Source organism: Salegentibacter maritimus (assembly GCF_016236975.1).
In the GTDB taxonomy this organism is placed as follows: Bacteria; Bacteroidota; Bacteroidia; order Flavobacteriales; family Flavobacteriaceae; genus Salegentibacter; species Salegentibacter maritimus.
Genome location: NZ_JAEHNY010000003.1, coordinates 23,684 through 39,738 on the forward strand (window position 1 = coordinate 23,684; position 16,055 = coordinate 39,738).

Below are 16,055 nucleotides of genomic sequence, written 5' to 3' on the forward strand. Positions count from 1 at the left end.
AAAACCACTATATGGAAATAAAAATTAGAGAAATAGCTATTCATTATTTGGAAAAGGAACCAAAAAAAATGGAGGCTGAAATTGATTATTCTAAGGAACCTCTCGAAAAGAATGAATTTGCTTTAAACCTAACCGAACAAGTCCATAAAGCAATTAATACAAGTCCAAGCCTTAAAAACGCTTCTTTTAAAGAGGATGAAGAAAATAAATTTACCATTACGCTCCAAAAATATATTAGTGAACCCTCTGAAGATAAATTTACTAATTTCACGCATTCTTTGGACTTGTTAAAAGACAAAGTAAAAAAAGAACCTTTTGCCAAAGGTGGGTACTACTTATTTTCGGACTACACTATCGATAACCAAAGATATTTAGGTGTTATATTATTACGAAAAAAATCTGGAATTAATATTATTAAGAAGAATGGAACATATATTCTAGATAGTACTGAGAATATTAATATTGAAAAGATTGCTATGGGAGTTCGGCTTAATTTTACTATTTATAATTCGAATTCTGATGACAGAAATTATTTAGCTTTGATTACTACTCAACAAGATGGGGAAGTTTCTGAATATTTTAAAGACTGGATCTTAGCAGCAGGTTTAATTAAAAATTCAGTCAACACTGAAAATATGATTAACATAATTAAAACCATCCCATTACCATTAGATGAAAATGGGAAAGAATTATTTGGGCGAAGTGAATTCAATAAAGCTGTCTTTGAACACGTTAATAGTAGAAGAGATAAGCGTATAAATTTATTTGAATTGGGCTCTACTTTCTATGGAGAGGAAAACAAAAACTCATTCAGAGACTTTGCAGATTCCAATGGTATAACGATAGATTCGGAATTTAAAAGAGATGCACCTAAATGGAAAACACTTATCTCCATAAAAGCTTCTGTTCCTGGAATTAACATAAATGTAGATTATGATAAATTTGGCCAAGATGGAGTACAAATAAAAAATGGTAAAGTGATAATAAATTCTAAAGATTTAGCTGAAGCTATGCAGAAACAATATGAACAATATTAATACTGGAAATAAGGATATTGATAGATTTTTAGAGACTATAGCTCAACAACACTTGAAGGATAAAAAAGTTGAGTATAATGGTAGCAAACTTATATTAAAAACTGAGGTTGAATTTTCTCAATTAAAAGAAGCAGCTGAAAAGATTTTTGATGATGTAAATACTCTTTTAAGTGATACTCTAGAAATTAGATTATCCTCTTGTAAGATAAACAAAACAAGTATTTTTTATAAAGTAGAAGATTTCCTACAAAAATATGAAAAGGTGAAAGAAGACTTTGTTTTACAAACAATAGTCATAATTACTGCAGATGGGCGCTACTTAATTAAAAAACCTAACGCCACTTATAACAAGACCAATAAGGCAATATTTAATATTCACGAATACAAACAGATATTATTTTTTTTCTTAAATACTCCTGAGTTCACACCATACATTAGTGAAACTGACAATCAGTTTACTCTTATTAGTAAAACCCACGGCGTATTTAATATAGGTTATCAATTACCAAAGGTTAGTTTTTTTCAAGAACTTGACTTAAATAATTTGTTCAATCGTTTTCAAAAGGAGTTTAAAAAGAAGGAATTTATACAATTTTTTAAAGAGGTACTAATAACCGGAGTTCACAATACTGAAGAAGAAAATAGGTTTAATAAAATAATAAAAGAACACAATACACTTTTAAACCTAGCAAAAAGAGATTATGAAATCTATGTTTCAAATTTTGCTTTTGATAAAGTGAAGTCTGAATTCAAAGAAGAGCGTGGAATGTATTTCGATTCAATCGACAAAAACATAGCTTCAATAGGAAAGCAAGTTATTTCATTCCCTTTAACCTTTGGTGCAACCATTTTTGCAAGCTATAAAGTGAAAGATCAACCTGCACTATTAATTTTAATTCTATCAGCTTATTTTCTCTATACAATAATTGCTTTCCTTGTTCTTAATATGACTGCGTATAATATTAAGTGCTTAAGAAAAGACGTGAAACAAGAAGAAGAAATTATTCAAAAATCATATGGTGTAATTTATGACGATTTTAAAAATGATTTTAAAAAAATAACTCATAAGATAACTAATCTTCGTATAATAATAGGTTTTCTCTATTTTATTTTAATTTCTTTATTGAGTTTATTTATAATATTTACACTTCATCAAATTAATATTTTAGATTTATCTGATTTACTTTCTTCAAGCTGATATTATTAAATTCTATAGCGCTTCTTCTAATCTTAAAATTCGGTTACTTGTAAAGTAGCTTTAAGAAAAGGACCTCCATTATTTGAAACTCGTTTAAAATTATCATTACTTCTTAATAAATCCCCTTACTTCATCAAATTTGTTAGGAATTAGCTTGCTCTTTTAAATACGTTCACTATATTTGAATGTTCATTGTCACTGAACAAAATTAAATAATGAACACAAAGAGCTATGTATCGCAATAACGACTTCATCTACGAGGCTGCTTCTAAACTGGAAGAACTAACTAAAGTTTCTATTCAGGTAGATAGCAATAGAGCTGATTATGATGCACTTTTGATTGTAAACAACACACCGTTTATCGTAGAGAGCAAATCTGCTGTTCGGACATCTAACCAAGGGTTTATCTTATCTCAATTAGAAGAACTGAAAAATAATAGTAGCAGACCTATTATTTTAATAGCTGAATATATTTCAAAAAAAGCAGCCCTGGAATTGAAGGAACGTGGTATTAATTATATCGATGTTGCCGGCAATGCGTTTATAAAGCATAAGGATTTAACGATTTTCGTAGAAGGTCAAAAGAATGTAAAGAAAGATAAGACAAATCAATCACGAGCTTTTCAAGAAACAGGGTTAAAAATTATTTTTCATTTATTAAATAAACCAGAAAACCTTCAAGATTCTTACAGAATAATTTCGGAACGAGCTGACGTATCCGTAGGATCGGTAAGCAATGTAATGGCTGAACTTGAAGCCTTAAATTACTTATTGAAAACAAGTAATAAACGAGTTCTTAAAAATAAAAGAGAATTATTAGAGCGTTGGGTGGTCGATTTTAATGCAACGCTTAGACCTCGAATTCTCAGAAAACGAATGCGTTTTATAGATCAGGAACAACTAAAAAACTGGCGCACTATAAATTTACATTCAGAAAATGGTTCTATTCTTTGGGGAGGTGAACCAGGAGGAGCGCTTTATACAAACAACTTAAGACCCGAGCAATTTACCCTATTTACAGATTTAGAACTTTCTCAAGTCGCAAAAACACTGCGTTTAATCCCAAGTGAAACCGGTACTGTTGAAATCTTACAAAAATTTTGGAAAGATAGCGACACTAACAACAAAGCCGCCCCTCCACTTTTAGTGTATGCAGATTTAATAAACAGTGGCTATGGAAGAAATATCGAGACCGCAAAAAAAATACTAGAGAATGAACTACAGTATATCTAGCGAGAAATTTACGCATCCACTATTGAAACCTATTCTGGTAGAACTTACAGAATACTTCAAAGAAGCGGGTATTTCTTTTTTTGTGATCGGTGCCACCGCAAGGGATATCATTATGGAACTACACGATGCGCAGTCCGGTCGCTTAACCTATGATCTTGATATCGCAATTACAGTGAATAATTGGAAACAATGGTTAAGTGTTGAAAAGGAGCTTGTAAAGCTTGAAAATTTCACCAAAGATAAAGATCAAAAACAACGCTTCATTTACAAAGACAAATTCCAATTAGATATTGTGCCTTTTGGAGAAATAATGAAAAAAGAGCACAAAATATTTTGGCCTCCTAACGAAGAAATAGCGATGTCCGTTTTAGGTTTTACAGCAGCTAATGAAGCTGCATTGCCCGTTCGTATAGACGATGAAACCGAAATCAAGATTGCAACACTCAGTGGCATTTTCATTTTGAAAATAATCGCTTGGAAGGATCGCCACCAGCGTAACAATAAAGATGCCGATGATATAGGTTTTATTTTAGAAAACTACTTATCAATTCACGAAGAAAGAGCTGCTACCCATTATTATGATGCCGTATATGGCCAAGAGCCATTCAAAAATACTACGGGAGGAGCGGTTCTTTTAGGAAAGGATAGCAAGGAATTATTAGAAAAACACACAGAAACAGTAGTCTCCATTCTTAAAATCTTGAACGAAGAAATCGATAAAAAAGAAGAAAGTAAACTGATTAATCAAATTATAGAAACCCATAAATCCCTAAACTATGACGACGTGCTACAATGCATTCAAAATATAGTTAATGGATTAAACGAAAAATAAATGACTCAAAATTCGCATTCTAAACTTATAGCTTTTATCTGGTCTATTGCAGACGATTGTTTACGTGACGTATATGTACGTGGAAAATATCGTGATGTTATCCTACCAATGGTTGTTTTACGCCGATTGGACGCTTTACTCGAACCATCGAAGAAAGAAGTAATGGACGAAGTCCAGTTCCAAACTGTAGAAGCAGGGTTTACAGAGCTGGAATCTGAAGGACTGAAAACGGCAGCTGGTTATGAATTTTACAATACCAGCAAATGGACACTTCAATTACTAAAAGATACTGCTTCTAACAATCAGAGTATTCTCTTAGCTAATTTTGAAGACTATATTCTTGGATTTAGCGATAATGTTAAGGAAATCATTTCAAAATTTAATTTGGTTCGCCAAATTAAACATATGGCCACCAAGGATGTATTACTCGATGTACTGGAAAAATTCACCTCACCACGAATTAACTTAACTCCATTTGAGAAAGAAGATCCCGATGGCTATAAACTTCCCGCATTATCCAATTTGGGGATGGGATATGTATTTGAGGAACTCATACGAAAATTCAACGAAGAAAATAACGAAGAAGCCGGAGAGCACTTTACACCACGTGAGGTAATTGAATTAATGACGCATTTGGTATTCGAACCCGTTAAGCACCAACTCCCACCCGTAATGACTATTTACGACCCGGCCTGTGGTAGTGGCGGAATGCTCACGGAAAGTCAGAATTTCATCAAAGATGAAGCTGGTGCAATTCAAGCCAAAGGAGATGTCTATTTATTTGGAAAGGAAATCAATGACGAGACCTATGCCATTTGTAAAAGTGATATGATGATTAAGGGCAACGATCCGCAAAATATCAGATTGGGATCTACGCTTTCTACCGATGAATTTTCCGGAAAGAACTTCGACTTTATGCTGTCAAATCCGCCTTACGGAAAAAGCTGGGCCAGTGAGCAGAAATACATCAAAGACGGAAAGGATATTATCGACCCACGTTTTACCATTCAACTTTCCAATTACTGGCAAGAAACAGATACTGAAAAAGCCATTCCTAGAAGCAGCGATGGGCAATTATTGTTTTTGATGGAAATGGTGTCCAAAATGAAAAATCTAAAACAAAGTCCATTGGGAAGCCGTATTGCCAGTGTTCACAATGGCAGTAGTCTTTTTACTGGTGATGCAGGCAGTGGGGAAAGCAACATTAGGCGTTATTTAATTGAAAACGATTTGCTGGAAGCCATTGTGCAACTGCCCAATAACCTATTTTACAATACTGGCATTACCACTTACATATGGTTGCTTAGCAATAATAAAACCAAAGAACGACAAGGCAAAGTACAACTCATCGATGCGCAACCGCTTTACCAAAAACTAAGAAAAAACCTGGGGCAAAAAAATTGTGAATTTACTCCGGCACATATTGCAGAAATCACCCAGACTTTTCTCAATTCAGAAGCAAGAGAACGAGAGGAAGACGACCAATTAGCAAGCAAAATTTTTAACAATACAGATTTTGGGTATTATAAAGTGACTATTGAACGTCCCAAGCGCTTACGGTCTCAATTTACATTAGAAGCTATTGAAAGTTTACGCTACCACAGCCAATTGCAAGAACCAATGGAGTATGCTTATAAAACCTTTGGTAAAAAGGTTTATACAGAATTGCCCAGTATTAAAACAGAAATCTTAAACTGGTGTGAGGCTAATGACATCAGTTTGAGCTCAAAAAAGAAAACGCAGCTTACAGCAAAGAAAACTTGGGAAGATGCTAAATTCTTGGTCGATACCGCTACCAAATTATATGAAGCTATTGGAGACGAAGTGTCTATGGACTTTAACCGATTTTCAAAACAGGTCAACAAGGCACTCAAAAAATTGGAGATCAAACTAAGCAACTCTCAGAAAAAAGCCATTTTGGATGCGGTGAGTGTTTACGATCCTGAAGCTGAAAAAGTCATCAAAGCCACCAAAATCTTAAAAGGTGAAAAATTAGAAAAACTTTGTTCCCATTTGGATTGCAGTACAGACCAACTCTCGCATTTCGGGTATTTCCCAAGCGGAAACAAAGGCACCTACACCATTTATGAGAGTGAAAGTGATTTACGGGATTATGAAAATGTTCCCTTAAACGAAACCATTTATGATTATTTTTTAAGGGAAGTTTTACCTCACGTGGAAGAGTCTTGGATTGACTTGGATAAAACCAAAATTGGGTATGAAATCAGTTTTAACAAGTATTTCTATCAGCACAAACCCTTACGCCCGCTGGATGAAATTGATATAGACATACGCGAACTGGAAACCGAAAGTGAAGGTTTGATTATGGATATTTTAAACAGCGTGAACGTATGAAAACCTATCCGACATATAAAGACAGCGGCGTAGATTGGCTGGGTAAAATACCTAAGGATTGGCAAGCTATAAAAATGAAATATTTATTTAGAGATGTTTCAATAAAAGGCAAACCTGAAGAAGAATTGCTTTCCGTAACCCAAAATAGAGGTGTAATTCCCAGAGATTGGATTGAAGAAAGGTCTGTAATGCCTTCTGGGAATTTAGATTCTTTTAAATTCATAGCTAAAGGTGATTTTGCAATTAGCCTGCGTTCTTTTCAAGGTGGTTTAGAATATTGTTTTCACGATGGAATAATTAGTCCAGCATATACTGTGCTAAAAAAGTGGAAGCAAAATACTCAAGATAACTATTTCAAATACCTATTTAAGAGTATTAGTTTTATATCAGAACTCCAAACAAGTGTTGTGGGTATCAGACAAGGAAAAAACATAAGTTTTAGTCAACTTTCCTACTCTCTAATGCCTCTCCCCCCAAAACAAGAACAACAAGCTATCGCCAATTTTTTAGACGATACCTGCGGAAAACTGGACACCGTCGTAGCGCAAAAGGAAAAAATGATTACGTTTCTTAAAGAGCGTAAGCAAGCTTTGATACAAAATGCAGTAACACGAGGTTTGAATGAAAATGTGCCTATGAAAAATTCAGGAGTAGATTGGATTGGGAAAATTCCCGAAAATTGGGAAGTGAAGCGATTGAAGTTTGTTTCAGAAATTAGAAATGATAAACTGTATGCTAGGGAAAGTAAACTTCCTTACTTGGGTATGGAGAACGTGGAGTCTTGGTCTGGTAAATTAATAGAAACAGAAAGTGAATCCGAAGGTTTAGCTAATGTTTACAAATCTGGAGATGTATTATTTGGTAAATTAAGACCCTATTTAGCAAAGGTATATTTAGCGGATCACGATGGTCTTTGTAGTTCCGAATTTCTACCATTTATTTCCTCAGACAATCTTACAAACAAATTTTTAAAAAATATAATTTTAAGCTTCAGGTTTATCAATCAAATAGATTCATCCACTTATGGTTCTAAAATGCCACGAGCAAATCCTGATTATATTAAAAACACCCTTATACCAATCCCTCCTAAAGAAGAACAAGAAAAAATTGTCAATTATATTGACGCGCAATCTGAAAAAATAAATCAAGCCGTTAAGCAACAAGAGCAGGCTATTATAAAATTAAAAGAATACAAAGCAAGCTTAATTGATAGTTGTGTGTTGGGTAAAATTAAAGTGAGTTAAGTTATGGCAGTAAGTCAATTAATAGATCCAAATGATATCCATACTGCCGCAGCAACTTGGAGTGGATTTATATATCAAGGAAAGGTTGCCCTTTATCACGTTTTAAAGTTATTAAATGCTGATTCGGATAATGTGAAATATAACTTACAATTGGACTCATTAGAGGATTTTGCAATAGTAGAGAAGGTCGACGGTCAGATAAGGCCAATTACGCTTCATCAAGTCAAAGCAATGAAAAGTAGACTCTACTCATCTTATAAAGAAGCTTTTGAAAAATTAGAAAAAAGGATAGATGATTTTCCTTGTGAAGCTGCATATTTTCATCTTACAACTGAAAATGAAAAGAGCGTAGATGAAATAAAAAGAGAGCATCCAAAAATGGATATTTACAATAATTATGATGGTAACTGTTTTTGCCCTTTAGATGAAATTGATGAAAAATGTGAAAGAGAGATAAGCGAGTATTTAAGGAAACAAAATTTGGACCATTTTGATACTACAGAAATACGTCAAATATTTAGAAATAATTTAGAATCAATAATTAGTGGACGCATAATTGAAATTCACAGTAAAAACCATAAAGATGATATGAAAATTCGAGAAGGTGCCTACCATTCCATAATACCACTAAAAGATTTTGACATAATTCTAAAAACTGATCCTCAAAAATCACTTGACAACGAGGATTATTATTTATTTTTAACGAAAGAGCTTTTAAATCAATATTATTGTGAGTTTTGTCTTGAAACGACTGAGGATTTAGAGGATAGAGGAGAAATATTGACCGAAGATGAAAGAGAAAAATTAAGCGATTATTTGCAACAGATAAATGACCTTGATAAAAATTCTTTATTAACCTTTATTCAAGGTTTATTACCAAACAGAAAAGTCAAGCTTCAAACAATAAAAGAGCTCAAAGATTTTAATGTTCAACAGGATGAATTTCAAGATGCTTTTCTTCAAATTTTATTAGAATTGATTCGTCCATCTGGCAAAATTGGTCAAAACTTATCTTGGAAAGGTACTGATAATTTAAGGTATACAGCCACAGCCATTAACACAGGCCAGGCAACTAAATATAAGATTTGTAAGCGTATATATAAAAATATTAGCGATATAGATATTGATGTCCCTTATGAAGCCAATAAGCTTATAACCACGAGTATAGATATTGAAAGTCTAAAAAATGAACTCAACCTTCAAAATGAAATAGAGGAAGAGCAAAATAGTGAGAAAAATAATATTGTTAAGTGGTATGATATTGGACTCATATCACTAAATAATGCAAAGAAAAAAATAAAATGAAATCATTATTACACGATATATTCATAAAGGAAGATTTTGAATCCACACAGGTTTCAGAGTTAACTTTCTATAAAAAGAAGTCAGAAGAAACTATTATTTACTATTGGTTGGTAGTCGAGGTGGATACACTCGAAAAAGTACTCGAATTACAAGATGAATGGTTTGACACTTGTAAAAATGAAATGAACTTGGAGGATTTTGATAAAAATACATCTCTTTTGATAATAAATGAAAGGACAGAAGATGAAGAGTGGAAAAAAGAAGTTTTGAATATTGAAGAAGATCCTTTTCAATTCAAAAAATATGTTTTGGGATATAATCAAGAAAGCTTAAAAGAACTGAAAGAACATTGCGAAGAAGGGAATCCTGAAAGTATTAAAAAATTAATAACTGATGAGAAGGTATTCAATGATTATAAAGAAAACTATTCCGATTTCACTTGGCATAAATTACTTTATACTATTTCACAAAAACTACCTTTTATAAATTTAAATATAGAAATTGAAAAAGGTTTAGATAGCTTGTTTACTGAGTCTTATGAAAAATTGGAAGAAATAAACCTCTATGAATCCTTTAAAAGAATAGACGAGGAATTGGATGATGTAAAATTAAGTCAATTGGAAGATATTGAATTTGAAGATCTATTTGCAAGCATCGTAAAAGAAGAACACAATGGGAATAAAGATTAAAAAACTTTCAATTAAAAATTTCAAAGTTTATAAGGAGAAAGAATTTGATTTTAAAGATAATTCTTTAATTGTTTTTGATGGTCCAAATGGTTTTGGTAAAACCACCTTTTTTGATGCTATGGAATTAATTTTTACTGGTAAAATAAGAAGGTATGACGATTTTAAAAGTAAATTAATTGATAATCGGGAAACAAGACTAGAAAATCCATTGTATAACAATGAAGGAGACGGCTTACCAATTACTTTAAAAGTACAATTTGAATATAAAGGTGTCGATTATTTTTTAATGAGACAGACAGAGCCATTTAATGAACTTAATAATTATTTAGATTTTAATGCCTTTAAATTATTTGCTCTAGCAAATTTTGAAGACATCCCAACTGAAAATAATAGAAAAAGTGATGACTACATTTCTGAATTTTTAGGTCTTAATTACAAAGATGATTTTGAATTTCTAAATTATATCGAGCAAGAAGATAGTCTATACCTTTTAAAAAGGAACGAAAAGGATAAACAGGAAAGTATTAGCTATTTGTTCAATACACAGGACTTTGAGGTGAAAATCAATAAGTTTAAATTGATTAAGGACAGACTAAAAAAATTTGATGATTCTTTTTTACAGGAAATAGATAAATTAGAAGAAAAAATTGAATCAATAAAAGAAGATATATTCAATGAAGAGAAAACCGAATTTTCTAAACTATTTGAGAAAAAAGAATATAATTGGGATTCCGAAGATATTGATTTTGATATAACAAGTTATGAATCAATTCTTGCAGAAGATGCGGGAATACTTCCAAAGATTAAAAATTTAATCCAAAATAAGGAGGATTTTCTTAAAAGCATATATAACAAAAAACTAGATAGAGTTTTAGATGAGGAAATGACACTCACTAGGATTTACTATTACGATTATTTTAGAAAGGAAGAAGAAAAAATATTTTTGGAGAGAGACCTATCTTTGTTAATCGATAATTTAATTGAAGGCTTGGATGACTTTTCATTTACCCAATTAATGGATAATGATTATGATTTAGATACAAAAATCAAAGATGAAATAGATGATGATCAAATTATAGCGAGTTATGAGAAGAAATTAAATGAATTGAAAGTAGCTTATGAGAGGTCAGATAAGGCCTCGAAAATTTATGCACGAATGCTTTCTTCTCATAATAATCTGAAATCTCACTTGAATGAATTTCATATAAACATTGAGGAAAATGGTATTTGCCCATTATGTGGTTATGATTGGGGATCTAAAGAAGCTTTGTTGGAAGAAATCGAAGAGCAGCGATTAGAATTAGAAGAATTTGATAAAGATTTGAATGCTGAATTAAATAATCTTAGGAATAAATTTTTATCAAATCAAGCTGAAGAATTAATAGGCGTCTTAGAGAATTTTCAAGAAGATTTCTTATTTAAAAAAGAATACTTTGAGAGTGATTTTTTTAATAAAGACTTTAAAAAACTTGATGATGAGATAAAAGATATTCTAAAAACTTTAGAAATTGATTATTCAAAGTTAATCTCAACATCTACTGAATTAAAAGACGAGCAAAATAAACCTGATGGGTTTCTAGAGTTTCTTCAATTACAAAAAATAACTTTCGATGAAGATAACTTAATGTCATACTTTGAAGAAATCTATAGTTCATATTTTGATCGGAATGTTGAATCTCTTGAGAATTTATCTATAACAGATATCGACAAAAAGAAATTATATATCAGATACCGCTTCTCTTTATATCTAGATGAATCCTTAAAAAATAAAAATGCGGATCTTGAAAAGCTTCAGAATCAAAAATCTAAATGTCAAAATTCATTAAGCACTGTTAACAGGATAGTAAAGTCACTTCAAGAATCTTTAAAATCTTATAATGATCAATTGATAAAGGATATAGAGCTGCTTTTCCATATTTATTCTGGTAGAATAGTTCAAGATTTTTATGGAGGGCTTGGTCTGTTTATAGTAAATAAAAGAGATAAAATAAAGTTTGTTACAGCCCCAGATAAAACCTATGATGCTATATTTTCTATGAGCAATGGTCAACTTTCCGCATTAATTATTTCTTTTACAATGGCATTAAATAAAAAATATTCATCAAATAAGCTATTATTAATTGACGACCCCGTGCAGTCAATGGATGATATGAACACAGCGGGGTTTGTAGAAGTTTTACGTAATGATTTTAAGGACACTCAAATATTTCTTTCAACACACGAACAGAATCTGTCAACTTATGTAAGATATAAATTTAAAAAGTTCAATATTTCAACTTTAAGATATAGCTTAAACGAAAACCATTTACAATGAGTAACCAAACCAACGAACAAGCTTTAGAAGCTGCTATTCAAAAATGCTTAACCGGGGTTTCACTAGAAACACTCAAAGAAGAAGGCATTTCAGTTTCAGAAGCCAATGCGGAATACAGAACAAAAAATGGGTATTATAATGGCAACCGTTCTCATTTTGATTCAAAATATGCACTAGACACCGAGCGGTTTTGGGATTTTTTGGAAAGTACACAGGAGGAAGAACTCAATAAACTCAAGCGCAGCAACGATTGGAAACTTAAAATCTTGCAACGTTTGGATCGCATTATCAAAAAACAAGGGGTGTTGCACGTCCTCAAAAAAGGTTTGGGAGTTGATGATGCACACTTCACTTTGTTGTTTCCGCTCCCCTTGGGAAGTAGTAGCGCAAGAGTTGCCAAAGATTTTGACAGTAACCAATTTAGCGTAACCCGCCAAGTGCCGTATTCAGAAAGTAATCCACGGGAAGAAATTGATATGGTAATTTTCGTCAATGGTTTACCACTAATTACCCTTGAACTCAAAAATCAATGGACAGGTCAAAATGCCCGATTACATGGTCAAAACCAATACCGTAAGCAACGTGATCCCAAAGAAACCCTGCTCAATTTTGGGCGATGTCTTGTACATATGACTGCCGATACCGATGAAGTATTTATGACGACAAAACTGAACGGCACAGATACATTTTTCTTACCTTTTAATCAAGGCTACGAAAATGGTAAAGGCAATCCGCCCAATCCATTTGGTCATAAAACAGCCTATTTATGGGAAGAGGTATTTAAGCCAAAAAGCATAGCCAATATTATTCAGCACTTTGTGCGCTTAGATGGAAAGTCTAAAGACCCTATAAATAAACGTACTTTATTTTTTCCTAGATACCATCAAATGCGTGTGGTACGAAAAATTATGGCACACGTGAGTGATAATGGAACGGGCTTTCGTTATCTTATTCAGCATTCTGCCGGTTCGGGAAAATCAAATTCTATTACCTGGGCAGCTTACCAGTTGATAGAAGCCTATCCAGAAAATGAACAGGCGGCTGGTAAAAAAGCAATAGACAAACCTATTTTCGATTCTGTTATTGTCGTAACCGATCGACGTTTATTGGATCGGCAGATTCGTGAAAACATTCGCAGTTTTTCGGAAGTCAAAAATATTGTAGCCCCTGCTTATTCCAGTCGTGGTCTAAAAGAAAGCTTGGAGCAAGGTAAAAAGATCATTATTACTACGATTCAAAAATTCCCTTTTATCGTGGAAGGTATTTCTGATTTAAGCAATAAGCGCTTTGCCGTGATTATTGATGAAGCACACAGTTCTCAATCGGGCACCACAGCAGACAACCTGAACCGGGCTATTGGACAAGAGCCAACCCAAGAAGAAGCTGAAGATGTTCAAGATAAAATAGCACAGGTAATGCAATCTCGAAAGATGCAAACCAATGCTTCATATTTAGCTTTTACGGCAACACCCAAAAACAGTACGTTAGAAAAGTTTGGAATGCCACAAGAAGATGGCAGTTTTAAACCTTTCGATTTGTATGCGATGAAACAAGCCATAGAAGAAAGCTTTATTTTAGACGTGCTGAACAATTATACCACATTTAAAAGCTATTACCGTTTGACGAAATCGGCTGAAGAAAACCCCATATTCGATACCAAAAAAGCCCAAAAGAAATTAAAAGCCTTTGTTGAAAAAGACCAGCAAACCATAGATACCAAAGCCGAAGTGATGCTGGATCATTTTATAAAGCACTTTGTGCAAAAGAAAAAACTAAAAGGAAAAGCTAAAGCGATGATCGTAACGCAGAGTATTGAGTCTGCAGTTCGTTATTTTAAAGCTATTCAACGTTTGTTGGAAGAGCGTGGAAACTCATTTGGAGCCATATGCGCTTTTTCAGGAGAAAAAGAAGTAGACGGCATTTCCTTAACCGAAGAATCTGTCAACAACCTACCCGCTCATTTGGATACCGCCAAGTCATCTGATCCCGATTATATCCAAGACAAGATTGCGCGTTATTTTGATATGGATGATTACCGTATTTTGGTAGTCGCCAACAAATACCTCACAGGGTTTGACCAACCGCAACTCTGCGCAATGTATGTTGATAAAAAATTGCAGGGCGTAATGGCAGTGCAAGCGTTGTCACGATTAAATCGGTCTGCTCCAAAACTGGGCAAAAAGACCGAAGATATTTTTGTGTTGGATTTTTTCAATGACAAGGATGATATAAAAAAAGCTTTTGATCCTTATTATACAGTAACGACTTTAAGCAGTGCAACAGATGTAAACGTGCTGCACGATGCCAAAATGATGCTGGATGAGGAAGGTGTTTATGAGTGGTCTGAAGTGGAACTGTTCAACGACTTATTCTTTTCCAATGCCGATACGGAAACCTTGGGAGCAGCTTTGAGCAAACCCCAAGCACGTTTTGATGTGGAATTACAGTTGGAACAAAAGCAAAAGGCAGATTATAAAATCAAGGCACGGCAGTTTGTTAAAATTTATGGGCAAGTGGCGGCACTCTTAGATTTCAATAATCCGGAATGGGAAATGTTATATTGGTTCCTAAAGTTCCTTATTCCAAAAATGATTGTCAAGGACCCCGACGAAGATGATTTGGACAAATTATTGGATGCCGTTGACTTGGCTACCTATGGGTTGGAACAGCGTGATAAAATAGGTGTAAAAATAGGTTTGGACGAAAGTGACTCGGAACTCGATCCGCAGAACTCAAGTATTCGCGGTGCTCACGGAGAAAATGAAGAAGATGAACTGGAAGCAATTATCAAAACTTTTAACGAACGTTATTTTCACGGCTGGGATGCTACCCCAGAGGAGCAACGCGTTAAAATGCTGAGCTTGCAGAAATTTGTAGAAGCTCACCCAGACTTCGAAGAAAAGGTTAAACAAAACCCAGACGAGCAAAATAGCGATATTGCTTTACGTCGCATTATTCAGGAAGTGTTGTCCAGACAACGGAAAAATGAATTGGAACTGTACAAATTGCACACCCAAGATAGTGCCTTTCAACAAGCTTTTTTCGATACGCTGAAACGGATGGTTCAATTGGATGTACCGACAAATAAATGAAATCTAAAGTAATATCACATGTCGGAAAGCGAGAAACCAATCAAGACCGAATATTGGCTAAAAAAATCAATATTGATTCTTATATTTATTTAGTTGCAGACGGAATGGGGGGTTATGATAATGGTGATATCGCTGCGGAAATGGTTATTGACAGCTTGACTACTTTCCTATCCAATAGCGATCAATTTAACGTAAATGTCATCCATAAGGCCATAAACAAAGCAAACTTAGCTTTACGCCAATACCAAGAACAACATCAATCAAAACTTGGATCTACCCTTGGCGGAATACTAATCTCAGAAAAAACCGCTAAGACGTTTTGGGTGGGAGATGTGAAAATTCTTCATTATTCAAAAGGCAAGCTTTGCTTTGAAAGCAAATCACATAATCTGAGTAGTGAGCTCTCTGAAACTGAAAATTCAAATGACAGTGTAAATTTTTCTAAATACAATCACATTGTTACCCGTTCCATTCAAGGTAATTTTCAGAAATCTGTGCCTTCCTATCACGAACTCACCTTGAATAAAGGAGACAAATTGTTTATTTGTTCGGATGGTGTTCACAACATCATAGATCCAAACACGCTTCAATATTTACTCAATAAAGAGGAGTCAACCGGTGCTCTCATTTCAACTATTGACCAAAGACTTCAAAAAGAAGGGAGTGATAATGCTAGTTTGATTTTGATAGAAAGTTTTGATTAAATTATGCGAGAATTTTGCATTGTCGATGAAGGAGATATAAAAAAAATCAAAT

The 16,055-nt window shown here is 33.5% G+C and carries 11 protein-coding genes; all 11 read left to right on the forward strand.

Annotated features, from left to right (window positions below):
• Positions 1-11 precede the first annotated feature (11 nt).
• The 11 genes from I6U50_RS03790 to I6U50_RS03840 all read left to right on the forward strand — a co-directional run bounded on the left by I6U50_RS03790 (position 12) and on the right by I6U50_RS03840 (position 16,003).
• Positions 12-1,037 (forward strand): nucleoid-associated protein, encoded by a 1,026-nt coding sequence (locus I6U50_RS03790; RefSeq protein ID WP_198637915.1) that lies wholly within the window; start codon positions 12-14, stop codon positions 1,035-1,037.
• On the forward strand, positions 1,024-2,235 hold the full coding sequence (locus I6U50_RS03795) for a hypothetical protein (RefSeq protein ID WP_198637916.1): 1,212 nt from the start codon (positions 1,024-1,026) through the stop codon (positions 2,233-2,235). Before I6U50_RS03790 ends, I6U50_RS03795 begins: the two co-directional genes overlap by 14 nt.
• A 231-nt stretch (positions 2,236-2,466) precedes the next feature.
• Positions 2,467-3,468, forward strand: coding sequence for a type IV toxin-antitoxin system AbiEi family antitoxin (locus I6U50_RS03800; protein ID WP_198637917.1), 1,002 nt, complete (start codon positions 2,467-2,469; stop codon positions 3,466-3,468).
• A complete protein-coding gene (locus tag I6U50_RS03805) occupies positions 3,449-4,300 on the forward strand; it encodes a nucleotidyl transferase AbiEii/AbiGii toxin family protein (RefSeq protein ID WP_232805874.1) in 852 nt (283 codons plus the stop codon). Before I6U50_RS03800 ends, I6U50_RS03805 begins: the two co-directional genes overlap by 20 nt.
• Positions 4,301-6,655: a type I restriction-modification system subunit M gene (locus I6U50_RS03810; protein WP_198637918.1), complete on the forward strand. Its 2,355-nt coding sequence runs from the start codon at positions 4,301-4,303 to the stop codon at positions 6,653-6,655. It begins immediately after the preceding gene.
• Entirely contained in the window at positions 6,652-7,899 is a 1,248-nt protein-coding gene (locus I6U50_RS03815) for a restriction endonuclease subunit S (protein WP_198637919.1), read from the forward strand. Before I6U50_RS03810 ends, I6U50_RS03815 begins: the two co-directional genes overlap by 4 nt.
• A 3-nt stretch (positions 7,900-7,902) precedes the next feature.
• Complete coding sequence (locus I6U50_RS03820) at positions 7,903-9,204, forward strand: ABC-three component system protein (protein ID WP_198637920.1); 1,302 nt, start codon at positions 7,903-7,905, stop codon at positions 9,202-9,204.
• A complete protein-coding gene (locus tag I6U50_RS03825) occupies positions 9,201-9,893 on the forward strand; it encodes an ABC-three component system middle component 1 (protein ID WP_198637921.1) in 693 nt (230 codons plus the stop codon). The genes I6U50_RS03820 and I6U50_RS03825 overlap by 4 nt, the downstream gene beginning before the upstream one ends.
• A complete protein-coding gene (locus I6U50_RS03830; protein ID WP_198637922.1) occupies positions 9,877-12,207 on the forward strand; it encodes an AAA family ATPase in 2,331 nt (776 codons plus the stop codon). Before I6U50_RS03825 ends, I6U50_RS03830 begins: the two co-directional genes overlap by 17 nt.
• Complete coding sequence (locus tag I6U50_RS03835) at positions 12,204-15,299, forward strand: type I restriction endonuclease subunit R (protein ID WP_198637923.1); 3,096 nt, start codon at positions 12,204-12,206, stop codon at positions 15,297-15,299. The genes I6U50_RS03830 and I6U50_RS03835 overlap by 4 nt, the downstream gene beginning before the upstream one ends.
• On the forward strand, positions 15,296-16,003 hold the full coding sequence (locus I6U50_RS03840) for a PP2C family protein-serine/threonine phosphatase (protein ID WP_198637924.1): 708 nt from the start codon (positions 15,296-15,298) through the stop codon (positions 16,001-16,003). The genes I6U50_RS03835 and I6U50_RS03840 overlap by 4 nt, the downstream gene beginning before the upstream one ends.
• Positions 16,004-16,055 lie beyond the last annotated feature (52 nt).

Coding starts and splice junctions, on each gene's coding strand:
- I6U50_RS03790 (WP_198637915.1), top strand. CDS start 12: ATGGAAATAAAAATTAGAGAAATAGCTATTCATTATTTGGAAAAGGAA.
- I6U50_RS03795 (WP_198637916.1), top strand. CDS start 1,024: ATGAACAATATTAATACTGGAAATAAGGATATTGATAGATTTTTAGAG.
- I6U50_RS03800 (WP_198637917.1), top strand. CDS start 2,467: ATGTATCGCAATAACGACTTCATCTACGAGGCTGCTTCTAAACTGGAA.
- I6U50_RS03805 (WP_232805874.1), top strand. CDS start 3,449: ATGAACTACAGTATATCTAGCGAGAAATTTACGCATCCACTATTGAAA.
- I6U50_RS03810 (WP_198637918.1), top strand. CDS start 4,301: ATGACTCAAAATTCGCATTCTAAACTTATAGCTTTTATCTGGTCTATT.
- I6U50_RS03815 (WP_198637919.1), top strand. CDS start 6,652: ATGAAAACCTATCCGACATATAAAGACAGCGGCGTAGATTGGCTGGGT.
- I6U50_RS03820 (WP_198637920.1), top strand. CDS start 7,903: ATGGCAGTAAGTCAATTAATAGATCCAAATGATATCCATACTGCCGCA.
- I6U50_RS03825 (WP_198637921.1), top strand. CDS start 9,201: ATGAAATCATTATTACACGATATATTCATAAAGGAAGATTTTGAATCC.
- I6U50_RS03830 (WP_198637922.1), top strand. CDS start 9,877: ATGGGAATAAAGATTAAAAAACTTTCAATTAAAAATTTCAAAGTTTAT.
- I6U50_RS03835 (WP_198637923.1), top strand. CDS start 12,204: ATGAGTAACCAAACCAACGAACAAGCTTTAGAAGCTGCTATTCAAAAA.
- I6U50_RS03840 (WP_198637924.1), top strand. CDS start 15,296: ATGAAATCTAAAGTAATATCACATGTCGGAAAGCGAGAAACCAATCAA.